This window comes from Spirosoma radiotolerans (genome assembly GCF_000974425.1).
Lineage (GTDB): Bacteria > Bacteroidota > Bacteroidia > Cytophagales > Spirosomataceae > Spirosoma > Spirosoma radiotolerans.
In genome coordinates this window covers 2,737,859-2,753,646 of the sequence record NZ_CP010429.1, presented here as the reverse complement: position 1 = coordinate 2,753,646, position 15,788 = coordinate 2,737,859, and the positions used below count along the sequence as shown (strand labels likewise).

General features: G+C 50.4%; 12 protein-coding genes. 2 read left to right on the top strand and 10 right to left on the bottom strand.

All coding sequences use genetic code 11. From position 1 onward, the window contains the following. Window positions 1–28: 28 nt before the first annotated feature. The 5 genes from SD10_RS11170 to SD10_RS11150 all read right to left on the bottom strand — a co-directional run bounded on the left by SD10_RS11170 (window position 29) and on the right by SD10_RS11150 (window position 5,995). The gene (locus tag SD10_RS11170) at window positions 29–2,365 is read right to left on the bottom strand and encodes a glycoside hydrolase family 65 protein (protein ID WP_046573869.1); all 2,337 of its coding nucleotides are present in this window, start codon (window positions 2,363–2,365) and stop codon (window positions 29–31) included. A gap of 83 nt (window positions 2,366–2,448) precedes the next feature. Further along, on the bottom strand, window positions 2,449–3,024 hold the full coding sequence (locus SD10_RS11165; protein WP_046573868.1) for a DinB family protein: 576 nt from the start codon (window positions 3,022–3,024) through the stop codon (window positions 2,449–2,451). Between the two features lie 30 nt (window positions 3,025–3,054). Beyond that, a complete protein-coding gene (locus SD10_RS11160) occupies window positions 3,055–3,615 on the bottom strand; it encodes a nucleotidyltransferase family protein (protein WP_046573867.1) in 561 nt (186 codons plus the stop codon). A 139-nt stretch (window positions 3,616–3,754) separates the two neighbouring features. Further along, window positions 3,755–4,516 (bottom strand): tRNA pseudouridine(38-40) synthase TruA, encoded by a 762-nt coding sequence (gene truA / locus SD10_RS11155; RefSeq protein WP_046573866.1) that lies wholly within the window; start codon window positions 4,514–4,516, stop codon window positions 3,755–3,757. 273 nt (window positions 4,517–4,789) lie between these two features. Then, complete coding sequence (locus SD10_RS11150) at window positions 4,790–5,995, bottom strand: helix-turn-helix domain-containing protein (protein WP_046573865.1); 1,206 nt, start codon at window positions 5,993–5,995, stop codon at window positions 4,790–4,792. Window positions 5,996–6,145: 150 nt separating this feature from the next. On the opposite strand from SD10_RS11150, the gene SD10_RS11145 reads away from it, so the two are divergent. Then, window positions 6,146–7,576, top strand: a complete 1,431-nt coding sequence (locus SD10_RS11145; protein ID WP_046573864.1) for an aldehyde dehydrogenase family protein — start codon at window positions 6,146–6,148, stop codon at window positions 7,574–7,576. Between the two features lie 80 nt (window positions 7,577–7,656). After that, entirely contained in the window at window positions 7,657–10,605 is a 2,949-nt protein-coding gene (locus tag SD10_RS11140) for a TolB-like translocation protein (RefSeq protein ID WP_046573863.1), read from the top strand. A gap of 103 nt (window positions 10,606–10,708) precedes the next feature. Here SD10_RS11140 and SD10_RS11135 read toward each other — a convergent pair whose 3' ends face one another. The 5 genes from SD10_RS11135 to SD10_RS11115 all read right to left on the bottom strand — a co-directional run bounded on the left by SD10_RS11135 (window position 10,709) and on the right by SD10_RS11115 (window position 15,643). Further along, window positions 10,709–12,034: an ABC transporter permease gene (locus SD10_RS11135; protein ID WP_046573862.1), complete on the bottom strand. Its 1,326-nt coding sequence runs from the start codon at window positions 12,032–12,034 to the stop codon at window positions 10,709–10,711. Window positions 12,035–12,118: 84 nt separating this feature from the next. After that, the gene (locus tag SD10_RS11130; protein ID WP_046573861.1) at window positions 12,119–13,030 is read right to left on the bottom strand and encodes an ABC transporter ATP-binding protein; all 912 of its coding nucleotides are present in this window, start codon (window positions 13,028–13,030) and stop codon (window positions 12,119–12,121) included. Between the two features lie 172 nt (window positions 13,031–13,202). Continuing rightward, window positions 13,203–13,640 (bottom strand): hypothetical protein, encoded by a 438-nt coding sequence (locus tag SD10_RS11125; RefSeq protein WP_046573860.1) that lies wholly within the window; start codon window positions 13,638–13,640, stop codon window positions 13,203–13,205. Window positions 13,641–13,741: 101 nt separating this feature from the next. Then, complete coding sequence (locus SD10_RS11120) at window positions 13,742–14,989, bottom strand: dicarboxylate/amino acid:cation symporter (RefSeq protein ID WP_046573859.1); 1,248 nt, start codon at window positions 14,987–14,989, stop codon at window positions 13,742–13,744. Between the two features lie 198 nt (window positions 14,990–15,187). Beyond that, window positions 15,188–15,643 carry an SRPBCC family protein gene (locus SD10_RS11115; protein WP_046573858.1) on the bottom strand — a complete coding sequence of 152 codons (456 nt, stop codon included), beginning with the start codon at window positions 15,641–15,643 and terminating at the stop codon, window positions 15,188–15,190. Window positions 15,644–15,788 lie beyond the last annotated feature (145 nt).

The following is a 15,788-nucleotide window of genomic DNA, read 5'->3' as shown; positions in this document are numbered from 1 at the left end:
GAAATAGCGTTATAAATCGACGAATGAATTAGGCCATCACCTTCGTGCTCACGGTTTTGTGGCTCTCGGCTTTTATCGTCACCTCTTTTCCAAGCAGTTGAATGGTAAAGGGTTCCCCCGAGAAATTATGGACCGTTACATCCTGTTGCGTGGTCGTTACCTGTAACAACACGCCCCGGAAACGAATCTTGAACGACAAGGATTGCCAGTTATCCGGGCAGTACGGATTGAGAATAACGCGGGACTCAGTACCCTTTCCGGTCTCGATCCGAAGGCCGCCAAACCCTTTCACAACCGCCAGCCACGTTCCCGCCATACTGGTGATGTGGCAACCGTCTTCGGTGTCGTTGTTATAATCATCCAGGTCGAGCCGGGCCGTACGCAGGTACATTTCGTAGGCTTTTTCTTTCATACCCAGTTTCGATGCCTGAATGGAGTGAACACAGGGCGAGAGCGATGATTCATGAACGGTCATCGGCTCATAAAAGTCAAAGTTGCGTTTCAGCGTCTCGGTGTCGAATTCATCTTCAAAGAAGTAGAGCCCCTGCAATACGTCGGCCTGCTTAATGAAACACGACCGCAGAATTCGGTCCCATGACCAGTTCTGATTAATGGGCCGCTGACCCTTCGGTATATCCGAAACGGGCATCAGGTCCTTATCCAGGAACCCTTCCTGTTGCAGGAAAACGCCCATCGCGTCATCCTTCGGCAGGTACATTTTCTCCATGATCTGCCGGGCGGTGGCCAACTCTTTCTCTTCCCGGAAGTGAATCCGGTCGATCAGGTCAGCATAGGCCGAGGGGTTTATTGCCTTCACTTTCGCAACGGCTTCGGTGGTGTACCGGAGTGTCCAGGCCGCAATGTAGTTGGTGTACCAGTTGTTGTTAACGTTGTTTTCGTATTCGTTCGGGCCCGTCACGCCCAGCATCACATACTGATCTTTGGCTTTCGAGTAGTTGACCCGCTGGCTCCAGAACCGGCTGATGGCAATGAGTACTTCCAGTCCGTAGTCGACCAGATACTGCTCGTCGCCAGTGTAGCGCACGTAGTCATAAATGGCGTAGGCAATGGCGCCGTTCCGGTGAATTTCCTCAAACGTGATTTCCCATTCATTATGGCATTCTTCGCCCGTCATGGTTACCATCGGATACAGCGCGGCTCCGGCCCGGAAGCCGAGTTTCTGTGCATTTTCGATGGCCTTACCGAGTTGCTTGTAGCGGTAAACGAGCAAGTTTTTCGCTACCTTCTGGTCAGCCGTGGCGAGGTAGAATGGCAGACAGTAGGCCTCTGTATCCCAATAGGTCGATCCACCGTATTTCTCGCCGGTAAAGCCTTTGGGGCCGATGTTCAATCGCTCATCTTCGCCGGTATAGGTCTGATTTAACTGAAAAATATTGAACCGGATGCCCTGCTGAGCGGCAATATCGCCTTCGATAATGATGTCGTTCGTTTTCCATTTGTCCGCCCAGGCCTGTTTCTGCTCGAACAGCATTTTTTCATAGCCTTTCCGGGTAATTCGCTGGATGTACTGATGGGCATCTTTAATGATCGTGTCCGAGTCATAATTCAGCGAAGAGAGGTTCACGGCGTATTTATAAACCACCGTTTCCTGCCCTTTCCGGCAATCGAGCGTAATGCGGTTGGCCACATATTTCTCGTACTTGATAGGCTGCGACTGGTAATCCACTTTTACGCCATCCTGCTCAATCTCGACACACATGCCGGTGGCCACATGAAAGCCCGTTTTGCGCGTCCGAAGCTCAATATAGGCTTCGCCATAACCGGTTTCTTTCCGCACTTCATCCCAGAACGTCTCATCGTAATTAGCATCGCGGTTGCGGATGTCGCCGTTGATGTAGGGCGTTATGGTGATCTTAGCTTCAAAATTCAGCGGCTTGATGGCGTAACGGATGGCCCCGGCCTCATCGTCAACGATGGAGCAGAACCGTTTGGCATTTACCTGGATTTCCCGTCCACTCTTCAGAACAGCGACAAATGAACGTTCGAGGTAACCCTCCTGCATATTCAGTACCCGCCTGAAATCCCGCACATCGCAGTGATTCAAATCGAGCGATTCGTATTCAATATCGATGTCGATCCCAATCCAGTTGGCTGCATTCAGCACTTTGGCGAAGTATTCGGGATAGCCATTTTTCCACCAGCCCACCCTGGTTTTATCGGGGTAATAAACACCGGCCACGTAGTTCCCCTGTAAGGTTTTGCCGGTGAACTTCTCTTCAAAATTTCCGCGCTGACCCAGTCGACCATTACCAAGTGACATCACACTTTCGGTAATCTCATTAAAGTCACGGTGAAATCCTTCTTCAACGATATTCCAGGAATCCTGAACAATATACTTTTTCATCAACACCAGTCATTAAGCTTTTCGGTTCCGAACCACTGCAATAATAGGGTTCAGAACCGAAAATCTATGATTATAGAAATCCACTAAGTCACAAATGTATCCATTTCTGCCTTCACCCGCATGGCCTGATTCATATGTCGTTCGGTATGGGCAACCAGCATTCGAAACGCGTCGCCCAGCCGAAGCTTGAGCCAGTTCCCAAAAAGAGACATCACTTTCTCCCGATTCCAGTCCAGATAAACCGCTTTGTTCAACTGGGTGCTCAACAAAGTTTGCAGGTCTACAAACTGTCGGACCACATCGGCAGGCATTAGATCAGCCGCTTTTCTCGGATAAATTACGCCCGGCGCTGGCAACCTCACCCTGGTTTGTGGATCGACGACAAACAGCATGGCTTTGCCCACCAGATCACTCACCAGAAGCTGATCGACGGGATTTGTCTGTACCAGAGCCAGTGCATCCACCTTGTGCTGAATATTATGAATATAAAACCGCTCAGCCAGATTGAGGTGCTGCAAACACTCAACGATACTCCATCGGTCGGGCGCGGGTCTCCAGCGAAGCTGCTCTTCGGTTAGGGTTGCGAACTCCCGTTCAACGACATCAAGAACTGTTTGAAGGCGTGCTTGAAGGTCGCTGGCAGTAGCTAGTTTTTGCATGGAATGAGAGACAGATCCGGGTCGTCGGCTCTACAAGGTATGCGTAATGACCTGTTGAAACAAGTCCAGATCTCGTTTAGAATCCAGGTCGATTGCGCCGGCTTCGAACGGCACCTCTGAGCAGTCGCTCCGGTGCCGGACAATGACCCATTTTACTCCCTTATCGCCCTCCAGTTGCAGGAGTTCGTTGATGTAATTACGGTTAAACAGCGCTGGTACACTAATCTGCGTATCGTAACGGCAGGCCACAATGCCTTTGCCCTCCTCATTTTGCACATCAACCATGTGCTGCAGCAAGCCGAGCGATACCAGTGGTTGATCCGTATGCAGCACCAGTATGGCATCAATGTCTTTGTTGATGATATACAAGGCTGCCAGTCCCGTTTTGAGCGACGATGCCTGCCCGGTTGGCCAACTTGAATTGTCAACCAGCGTAATAGGCAATCCGTTGAGTTCAGGTACAATTTGAGCCCGGTTGGCCCCCAGGACAACAACCACCGGCCCACGTTGTAGTGCCAGTGCACTTTCTGTTACCCGTCGCAAAAGCGACTGGCCTTTATAGCTGATTAGCTGTTTGGGTTCGCCACCCATTCGTGACGAGTCGCCAGCGGCTAATATGATCGTTCCGATTCGTAACAAGATTCCTTTTTTACTTGAAGGTACAAAATAAAGAGTTAATGAGTGAAAGAGTGGTTATGCATAATTTTCGCTCTTTCGCTCATTCATTCTTTCACTCATTCATTATTTTTTCGGCAAACACCTCAGCGGGGTAACCAACCTCGACCAGGGAGAGCCCCTGGGCTGGGGCCGCTCGCCCGGCCTTTTGGCGGTCCCGTGCCAGAATGATCTGGTCGAAATCGGCCACGCTCAAACGCCCCTGCCCAACCGCCAGTAAAGTGCCGACGATTGCCCGGACCATGCCGTGCAAAAACCGATTGGCTTTAATGTGAAACACTAAATCGCCGGTTGCCCGCTGTTCCCACTCGGCTCGCTCGATCTGGCAGTTGAACGTCAGGACGTCGGTCTTAACTTTACTAAAGCTCTCAAAATCGATATGATGCAGCAACCGATCAGCGGCTTCGTTCATGCGTTCAACCGCCAGAGGCAAGGCAAACACATAAACAAGCCCATCGCGAAACGGGTCTTTTCGGCGGCTGATCGTGTATTGATAATACCGGGATACGGCCGTAAACCGCGCATGATCGTCATGACGAACCGGGAAGCAGTCATACACCGCAATGTCTGCCGGAATCAGGCTGTTCAGGGACCGAATCAGGTTTACAGGCAACCTGGTTTCAAAGTCGAAATGAGCAAATTGTTCGCCTGCGTGCACGCCGGCATCGGTTCGGCCACTGCCCACAATGGCAATGGGTTGCCGTAATACGGTACTGAGCGCGGTTTCGAGGATTTCCTGAACACTCAGGCCGTTGGGTTGTCGTTGCCAGCCGTGGTAAGCACTGCCTCTGTATGCCAATTGAAGAAAATAACGCATAATTGGGCAAAAGTAGGCTATATCGACGTGCTAAAAATGGTAGGGGGCTATGGTTTCAGGAAAATACCTGCCCCAGAGCCCCCATATTAAAAGAGGAAGGAAAAATCTCATAAATCAACCTGTCTTGAACGCTCTGAATGCCGGTTAATTAACCAGCGACTTTACAGCAGCCAAAACGATAATCTAATTTACACTTTCCTAACTTGTTATCCATGACTTGGGTTGGCTGTCTACGCAAATAGGCAAACTAATGAGGCAATGGACCCAGGCCTGTTAAATTCGTTCGACTTCAAAGCGGAGTTCATCCACCAACTGCTTCAGCCGGTCCGTATTTGGCGCGGGAGGAGGCAGTTGCTGACTAACAAACGCAGTGACCTCCCATACTTCCTGTACGTCCTTCAACACAACTTCCCGATTCTGAATATCGGCCCGGTCGGCGGTCAACAGCAGGGTTCCTTTTACTTTTACCTGATTGTAAACCCGGCGGCATATAACACCGGCTCCCGATACGTCGGAACGCTGGGGCTGAATGAGCAGGACATAGAGCTTTCCATCGGCGATATCGAACCAGTTTCGAATAAATTTACCCACCAGCAACGCCTTCGGGAAAACAAAATCATCGCCAGCCTCAAACGCCCGGTAGTGCCCCTCGGGCAACGTAGGCAGGTGCATAGCCGGAAGGTGATGCACAAAATCGGCCTGCTGATAGCGCTGACAATAATCGGCAAACTGGCGCTGCATCACCACCGGAATTGTGGGGGCAACAGGGTGAGCCGATGCATGTGGCCGCGCCGAGGTAGCAGGCCCCTCGTAGACGTTGTTAAACGCCAGCGAGTCAGCCGGATAACTTACCGATGGCTTAGGGGTTGGGGTTGTTATTCGTGGCTCCGGCTGTGCGGTGAATAACTCATCCAGCGATGCCTGATTTCGATCCTGTCCATGGGCTACGGATGGCTCTGGCTTAAACGCCATCGGCTGGGACCGTTCTGGCTGTCCCTGGTTAGGCCGAACGGGGGGCGTAATTACCGGGGGAATGGGTGCCGGTCGATTCTCGTCCTGTGTTCGGTAATACTTGTTCAGTACCGATGAAAGGGGTTGTGGCTCAGGAACCGGCGGGCTGGGCTGGGCAAAAATATCCGGAAAATCAGGATGCTGAAACGGGTCATCCTCATCGGGATCGACCTTCCCGTCGGTCCGAATTGTATTCAACCGTGACTCGGTAGCTTTAGCAGGCTGACCAAGCGGAATGCTCAGATTCGGGGTTTCGCGAAGTTTGCGAAGATCCTGCCGCGTCAGCAGTTCAACCGTTGTGTTAAACGCTTTGGCAATTGCCTGTATATTTTGCCCGTTCGGATTGGCACGCCCTTCTTCGTAGGCACCTAATAACGAACGTTTTATATTTATTTTACGAGAAAACTGCTCTTGCGTCAGACCATTCAGTTTGCGCAGATAGCGGATGTTGTCACTGACGAGCGTCATCCAGAATAAGGGTTTGCTAAAGTTTCAGCTAAGATAACGTTTCGTGTATTAAATGCCAATACCCACTGATCCGGTAGCTTTTTTGTATTTTTAGTGCAATCCATAGTAGGATTGCAGTTCGTAGGTAACAAACTCCTTGTCAAAATCCGTATGACTCCCCTACTCTCCGAAACCAGCCTGCATGATGCGCTCCAGTCGACGTTTGACACCCAACGTCAATACGCCCGCCAGATGGCCCTAACAACGGCCGGGCAGCGCATTGAACGCATCCGACGGATTCAGACCTGGGTCAATGCCCATCAAACAGACATTCAGCAGGTGATGTACGCTGATTTCCGGAAACCGTCGGCAGAAGTTGTTCTGGGCGAGTTGATGGCGCTTCATGCCGAAATCAAACACACTATACGGCACCTGAACGGCTGGATGAAACCCCAGCGGTTGCCCACTCCGCTGACGCTGATTGGTACCAAAAGTCATCTTCTTCATGAACCCAAAGGCAATGTGCTCATCATTGCCCCCTGGAATTACCCATTCGTGCTCAGTATTCGCCCATTGGTATCGGCTATTGCCGCCGGGAATGTGGCGATTCTGAAACCATCGGAACTGACGCCCCATACGGCCGGACTGATCAGGAAGATGATTACCGAGCTGTTTCCGGTTCAGGAAGTCGCGGTGTTTGAAGGCGATGCTAACGTTGCGAAAGCCTTACTTGAGCTACCGTTCAACCATATATTCTTCACGGGTAGCCCGGCTGTTGGGCGGGTCGTGATGACGGCAGCCGCCAAACACCTGGCATCCGTTACGCTGGAGTTAGGCGGCAAGTCGCCCGCTATTGTCGACGAGTCGGCCGACGTGAATCAGGCCGCCGGGCAGATAGCCTGGGGAAAGTTCTTGAACAACGGGCAAACCTGCATTGCCCCCGATTATGTTTTGGTTCATCAATCCATCTGGCAACCCTTTATCCAGGCGCTGCGCACGACATTAACGGGCATGTACAGTTCTGATGGTAAGCCGGTTGAAGCGTCGGACAGTTACGCCCGCATTGTCAACAATCGCCATTTCGAGCGAATTCGGGAACTGATCAATGATGCCGTTCGTAAGGGAGCCACGATAACCCACGGCGGGCAGATGAACGCCGACGAAAATTTCATTGAACCCACTATTCTTGAGCAGGTTACCGATGAAATGCAGGTTATGCAGGATGAGATTTTCGGCCCGGTGCTACCCGTACTCGCTTATGCAAACCTGGACGACGCCCTTCGAATTGTGAACCAGCGCGAGAAACCACTGGCCCTGTACATCCATAGTAAAAACCGAAAAACCGTCCAGTACATTCTGGATCGAAGTTCGGCGGGAGACACCGTTGTGAACGACACGCTGCTGCAGTTCGGCAATGTCGAATTACCCTTTGGTGGGGTCAATAACAGCGGTCTGGGCAAATCCAACGGATTTTTCAGCTTTCAGGAGTTTTCCAACCAGCGGGGTGTCATGCAGCGCGAGTTCGGCACCATGAAATTCATTTATCCGCCTTATACGGATAAGGTAAAGAAACTGATCCATTTTGTAGTGAAGTATTTATAAGGTACCGCGGATCGCACGATTACGCCCTGCATTGACGATGTGGGGCGTTTTTTCGTTAAAACCTTGTACCTTGAATTCGCATGTTACAACGACACTTCTTTCGCACGCTGCTTCTGCTGGCTGGTCATCTGGCTACCGCCCAAACACTTCCTATTCTTAGTCAGAACCCGGCCAGTTTGCGCTGGTATCGGCTGTCGACACCGCATTTTCGGGTGCTTTATCCTGCGGGTTTCGATTCAACCGCGCAGCGGACGGCCAAACGACTGGAAAGTTTATATGAGCCCGCCAGCGCATCCCTCCAAAAGCAGCCCCGGCGAATTTCTGTCCTGCTTCAGAATCAGACGACAAATAGTAATGGCTTCGTTACGCTGTTTCCGCGCCGGTCGGAGTTTTTTGCTGTGGCTCCCCAGGACCCCGGCTTGCTGGGTACGCTCGACTGGCTTGATCTACTGGCTGTTCATGAATACCGGCACGTCGTTCAGAACGACAAAGCGCTTCAGGGATACGGCCGTGTGCTTTACACCTTTCTGGGAAATACGGGCCTAGGCCTCCCGCTGTTCACCGTTCCCGACTGGTTTGCCGAAGGCGATGCCGTCAGTAATGAAACCTTGCTCAGCACCAGCGGCCGGGGCCGAATTCCAAACTTCGACCTAGGCATGCGGGCAAATCTATTGGCCAGCGTAGAATTAAACAAAAAACGCTTCGATTACCCCAAAGCCATTGGCGGTTCCTACCGCGACAACGTGCCCAACCACTACGTGCTGGGCTATTTTATGACAACGTACCTCAAACGGACGTTTGGCCCCGACGTCTGGAGTCGGGTTCTCAATCGAAATTACCGCCGGTTTCCCTGGCCGTTTGCTTTCTCGGCCAGCATTAAAGACGAAACCAAGTTACGGACGGAGGATTTGTACCAAAAAGCAATGGATGATATTACCGAAACCTGGCAGAAAGAACAGGCCGGTCTGACCATCACCCCGGCCGTCTCTTTTCCAGTAGAAGCAGAAAAGCAGGCTTCAAAACGGCCGGTCTTTACCAACTACCAGCATCCTCAATTTTTAACGGATTCGACGGTGCTGACCGTAAAAAGTGGCCTTGGCGATACGCCCCGCCTGGTTATTCTGGATAAACAGGGAAGCGAAAAAACGATTTTCGTGCAGGGGTTTCCTAATGATCCGGACATGCTTTCGGCTACATCCAGCAAAGTCTGCTGGATCGAATTCGGCTATGATCCCCGCTGGGGACAGCGTATTTATTCGAACATTCGCCTGCTCGATCTGACAACAGGGAAACTTACCCGCCTGACGCACCGCGCCCGCTACACCGTGGCTGCCCTCTCCCCGGACAACAGCAAGCTGGCTGTGGTCGAAAACACAGACCGGTATAAAATCAGATTGCTTGTCCTGGATGCCCGAACGGGGAAGGTTCAGAAAGTCATTCCCAATCCTGACAACGAGTTTTATCAGCACCCCCACTGGAAAGACAACCAAACGATTGTTGCGGTGGTGCTGAAAAATGGACAGAAAACGATACAACGCATTGATAGCGAATCCGGCGTTCGAACGGATCTACTGCCACGAGCCAATGAAAATATCAGCCACCCACAACCCTGGGGCAATTATGTGTTCTATAACTCGCCCCGATCAGGCATCGACAATATTTACGCGCTAGACACCCGGTCCAGCCAGGTATTTCAGGTTACTTCGCGTCCGCTGGCTGCTTATCACGCGGCTGTTTCTCCATCGGGTGCGCAGATTGCCTTCGAAGATTTCTCGGCAACGGGCTACCGAATCGATGCTATGCCCCTGGAACCGGCTAACTGGAAGCCCGTTACAGAACCCGCAAGGGATCAGGTGATCCGCTATTTTGGTCCGCTACTTAAACTGGAGCCGGGTGCCGCCCAGGGTCGTCTGGCGCTTAAGGATTCCTTATCGGGCGCGGTCGCCTATACACCAACGCGCTTCAGGCGTTTAGCCAATTCAGTAAACATCTATAGTTGGGGACCCGTGTTCAGTAGTACAGGTCAAGCGCTGGCGGTTGGATTGAGTTCGCAGGATTTACTGAGCACTACGCAAATTAGCGTCGGCTATAATTACAACCAGTCGGAACGGGCTGGCAACGCCTTTGCGTTGCTAAGTTATCAGGGGCTGTATCCGATCATCGACGTTAGTTTCCAGCGCGGTTCGCGCAGTACATCCCTGTACATTGACCGGGTAGCCCCCGGCGATAATAGCTTTCGTACCGACCGCTGGCAGTATAACCAGTTAACCGCTGGTTTCCGGTTGCCTTTCCAGCTAACCAACTCCAAATACAGCCAGAACCTTAGCCTGTCGGCTTACTACAATTATCTGCACGTAACGGGTTATGATCTGCCTTATCGGTACATCACGGAGGTTGGGGCAGCGGGATCGCTGAATGCGCTTACCTATGGGTTTAGCTATTCGCGCCTACTTCGCCAGAGTAAACGCGATGTTGCGCCCCGCTGGGGCCAGACGCTCTCGGCCAATTACCGGACGACGCCTTTTGGCGGCCAATTAACCGGTGAACAGTGGGGCGTCCAGGCAAATCTATTTTTTCCGGGATTAGCCAAGCACCATTCGCTTCGGTTTCGGGCGGGGTACCAGGAGCAGGCAAGGGGCACCTATCAGTTCGGTTCGATTGTCTTTTTCCCCCGCGGGCAGTTGTACGTAAGCGACGACAAGATCAGGGCAGGCAGTGTAGAATACCGACTTCCTATTGCCGACACGCATTGGTCGTTGGGCCGGTGGCTGTACGTACAACGCATAAAAGCCGGTGGTTTTTATGACGCCACCAATGGGCAGTCCCTTGTCGAACTACGCGATACAAATGGCCGGCTACGAGGCTACGATACCCAGCGTCATACCTTCCAGACAACTGGTCTCGACGTATCCTTTGTGTTCAACACCCTTCGGCTACGCACCCCATTCGAGGCTGGTTTCCGCACCATTTATAATGTAACGACCGGCCAGTGGCTGGTGCAGCCGCTGGTGCTTGATATTGGGTTTTAGTGTTCGGTTTGTAGTTTATGGTTTGTGGTATTCGGTTAGCTGTCGCGAAAGCAACTGGCGCGTCAGCCAACCAAATACCATAAACCGTAAACCACCAATCGTTTCAACCCTTATAAAACACCCATTTCGAGAGTTCGCGGAACGATACTTTTTTGCCGTACATCAGAATGCCGACGCGGTAAATACGGGCCGCTAACCAGGTGGTGCCAATAAAGCCCAGTACCAATAATGCCATCGATAGCGCCAGTTCCCAAACGGGGACACCAAACGGAATGCGCACCATCATCACCACCGGCGACGTAAACGGAATCATGGACGTCCAGAAGGCCAGCGGTCCATCGGGATCACGCACCGCAATCTGGGCAAAGGCAATGGCCGCGATGATAGGCATCATGATTGGAAACATAAATTGCTGGGTTTCGGTCTCGTTATCGACAGCTGCGCCAACCGCGCCAAACAAAGCGCTGTATAGCAGATAGCCTCCCAGAAAATAGAATAGAAAACAACTGATGATCAACGGAATATTAAGCGTTCCAATGGCCGCCATCACATCTGCAACGGGATTTTTGGCCGTTGCCATTTTACTCTGTACTTCCTGTCCGCCCGGCATACCATTCATGCGGGCTGATACGGCCGACTGCGCCGTTTCTTTCGGCTGACCGATCAGCTGAGAGCCTAATGTCATCAGGCCAACCGTCAGCACAATCCAGAGCATAAATTGAGTCAGGCCAACCAGGGCAACACCGATAATTTTTCCCAGCATTAACTGAAAAGGCTTTACTGACGAGATAATTACCTCCACAATGCGATTGGTTTTTTCTTCCATCACGCCCCTCATCACCTGGGTTCCATAAATCAATACGGAGATGTAGATCAACAGCGCGCAGAAACCACTGATTATGGTCGTCGCAATCCCGTTATTACTCTTCTCACCCCCGTCATTCAGGCTAATGGTCTGCGCATCTACGTTCACTTTTGCATCCTGAATTACCTTCTGCGTAATACCCGCCTGCTCTAATTTGATGGATTCAATCTCTTTGGAGATGGCTCGTTCAATATTACTTTGCAACGCAAGGCTCACACTTTTTTCGGAGAAAATCTGAACCGTTTTAGGTTGTTCAATTACGTTTTTGGGAATGAATACCAACGCATTATACCCTTGCTTGACAAACGTTTTCTTAGCCTCCGTCAACGATTGCTTCGGATACGAGTAGACCGTTTCGTCATCATTTTTAAATTGATTGACAAAACGGCCGCTTTCGTCGACGACGGCAATTTTCTTCTGGTTGATCGAACTGACGGCTGCCCAGCCGATAAGGGCATAGAAACCAAAAATCAGCACTGGGCCCAAAATCGTCATAATGATGAACGACTTTTTGCGCACTCGTACCATGTACTCGCGCTTGATAATGAGGAAAATTGTTTGCATGATTTTTAAGGGTTGAAAGAACGGTTGGGTGTATGCACAATTGACTGACCAGTTGTTGCCTCACGCTACCGCTCATTTGCTCGATCAGTCATTGGTTTCGCCTACGGCCTGAATAAAAATGTCGTTCATGCTGGGTATGTTCTCCCCAAATGCCCGGACAGCCACCCGATCGAGGAGGTAACGAATAAGATCATTCACGGCAGCATCAGGCGGAATCTGGATATCGGCCCGCACAAACCCATCGTCAGTTACCTGAGTAGAGAGCACATCAAAGGCCGTGGGTAAAGTATCCAGTTCGCCCTGGTATTCGACATGATAGGTGTGGGTTTTAAATTGCTCCTTGATCGCCCGCTTCGGTCCATCAAGCACTTTATGCGACCGGTTAATCAGGGCAATGTTGTCACATAGCTCTTCAACAGACTCCATGCGGTGCGTCGAAAAGATGATTGTTTTGCCTTTATCGCGCAACTCCAGAATCTCGTCTTTAATCAGGTTTGCATTGATTGGGTCAAACCCGGAGAAGGGTTCATCCAGAATAATCAGGTCGGGCTCGTGCATGACGGTTGCCACAAACTGCACCTTTTGCTGCATCCCTTTGGAGAGGTCTTCGACATTTTTGGTCCACCAGGTTTTAATATCGAACTTAACAAACCAGATTTTCAACTTTTCCATGGCCTGCTTTTCGGTCAGCCCTTTCAGTTGCGCCAGGTAAAGAAGTTGTTCGCCAACCTTCATTTTCTTGTAAAGGCCACGTTCCTCGGGCAGATAGCCGATCCGCTTGATATGTCTGGGATTCAATCGCTCACCGCCCAGAATCACGTCCCCCGAGTCGGGTGCTGTAATTTGATTGATGATTCGGATAAGCGAAGTTTTACCGGCACCGTTGGGGCCAAGCAGTCCGAAAATACACCCTTGTGGCACGGATAAACTGACATCATCCAGGGCTCGGTGTTCAGCATATTGCTTAACAATGTGGTGGGTTTCGAGTATGTTCATTTAGTTTAGGGAAATGGGTGATCGTGTTCCATTGGCTCAAACTACCAGTTTTTGGCCTACAACGTCAACCAATTTACGGATGAACTGTCAACGGGCTATACAGGCGGCAATAAAAAAGGCCACAATGTTTCCACTGTGGCCAGATAAGCCGATGAATAAGCGAGTATATCCGTTAATTATAGTACTCCCGGACCTGAAAGAGCAACATCAGAAACAACAAACCCAATAAAATACCGATCAGGCTAAATGAAAAAATGCTGCTAACAATGCTCAGTAACTGGGCGTAATAACTCAGCACCCAACCTGAACGCTTCCGGTTGAACAAGCCGGGGAGTGCCATAAAGCCCAGCACAATGTGAGCCAGTGCAATCACCATGCCTATGGTATAACCGACACCAAGCCCTACTCCACCCGCGTACGAGAGCGGCATAAAGGCGGCTCCGATTCCCAGAAAAGCAAGGATGGCGGGTAAGGCCAGTAACAATAATACAAGCGACACGATAGGCCAGTATTTCACAAATCCCTCGCGAAAATTATACGGGAATTGAAACGGGGCTTTCGTTGTAAAAAAGGGAGCCAGTTCGGTCTCCAGCAGAGCAGGTTGGGCCATAGGACTGTACAGTATAAAAGGTAGCAAAAAAAGGTGGTTACAATGGCCTAAATATACACCTTCCTGCGAACGGCCAGCCTATACGAACCAAATTCGATTTATTAAGCGGCAACTTCGTCCGTCTCAATGGGTTGCGTCCTAAACTCTCCCTCCCATTTCGAAATTACACAGGTCGCTACGGCATTACCGGCAACACTCGTAGCCGAGCGGCCCATATCCAGTACCTGGTCAATACCCAGCAGCAGCGCCAGTCCTTCGATGGGCAGATTAAACAGCGACATGGTGCCAGCAATAACCACCAGGGAGGCACGGGGCACACCAGCAATTCCTTTTGAGGTAATCATCAGCGTGAGCATCATGGTAATCTGCTGTTCAATGCTGAGCGGTACGTGATAGGCCTGCGCAATAAACGCCGTTGCAAAGGTCATGTACAGCATGGAGCCATCGAGGTTGAAGGAATACCCAAGCGGTAGAACGAATGAAATGATCCGCTCTGAGCAGCCAAAACGACGCAAAGCTTCGATTGTCTGCGGAAAGGAAGCCTCTGAGCTAGCCGTACTAAACGACAGGATAATGGCCGAGCGAACTTCTTTTAAAAGAGCAAAGTAAGGAATACCAACGACCAGGCAGATGACCGACAGCACCACGAAAATGAAGAAGAGCAGCCCGCCAAAAAAGCATAGAATTAAATAAGCATATCCACCCAGAATACCCAACCCTTGCTGGGCAACAATGGCGGCAATGGCACCAAGAACCCCAAAGGGCGCAAAGGACATCACGTAGCTCGTTACCTTAAACATCACATGGGATAAGGCATCGAGCGCCTTGATGATGATTTTTCCCTGCGCACCAATGGCACCGACGGCAATCCCAAAAAATATGCTGAAGACGACAATCTGAAGGATCTCATTGGTGGCTAAGGCTTCAATAAAACTGGTCGGAACAATGTGAGTAAAAAACGTTTCGAGCGTAAATTTTTGTGCCGCTACCCCAACGTCAGTCCCTTTGGCGGGCAGTCTGGTAATGCTCATCACTTCGCCCGGCTTCATAATGTTCACCACCAGAAGACCAACAACCAACGATAAAACGGTGGCAAAATAAAAATAGGCTAATGTTTTAAGGCCAATTCGCCCGACGGTTCCAAAATCACCCAGTTTGGCAATACCGACCACCAGTGTTGCAAATACCAGTGGGCCAATGATCATTTTTATGAGCCGGAGGAATATTTTGGACAGAATATTGAGATCAGTTCCCGAAAAACCAGACGTCGTGGCCGGGAAGAAATAACCGATAGCAATACCAAGCACCATGCCCAGAAAAATGCGCGTCGTTAAATTAGGTAGTTTCATGCAGTGTACGTAAAGGACCGTTCTAGACAAATGTAAATGAATCCGAGCAGTTGAGAAAGTACCTTTGTGTAACAGACACCGGTTGGCGCCAGTCAGGGCATAGGCATCTAGGTAAAAACTTGATTGAAGCCCTGTGCTTTTCTTGCAAATTCAACTTCGATCCGCTATTATGCGACTAAATCAGTGGACTAAGCAACGCTATTCCTTACTTTGTGATTTACGGAACATACGCCGATAAATTGGTTTACGATAAGCAAATTGTATCCATAGAAGTGGATACAATAAATAATCTGTTAATCGAAACGGCGTTTTAAAGGTAATATCGTCAACAATAATCGTTTGATCATCAGCCGAACGTTGAAGTCGATGGTGGTGTTGCCAGTACGACAGAAAGAAAGGAAGTTGAAAGCCCCGATCAACGAAAAAGATTTCGTTATGGCTCGTTTGCTGATCAACAATGTGGCTGATCCAGTCCTGGCGAAACAAAAGAAAGTTTAGCCTTAAATGTACTGTATCCCCTTTTAGACAGCCATCAAACCGAACTACGTCTACGGGTGGAAAGGGTGGACTAAGTTTCTCAAAAAGGGTCCGATCGAAGCCAGCCCAGACAGTTGGAAGCGATTGCTCGACCTGAGTTTTAAGGATAATATGCATGGTGGGCGAACGAACGGAAAAGCGAAATGCAGACGAAAATAGGTTCTTTTCGCCAGAAAAGGGTACGCTAACAGTAAGTAAACCGACAGCCAGGACTTATAGGTCATGCCTGTTTGATTTTTATACGAGCCCGATTGGGCATTTT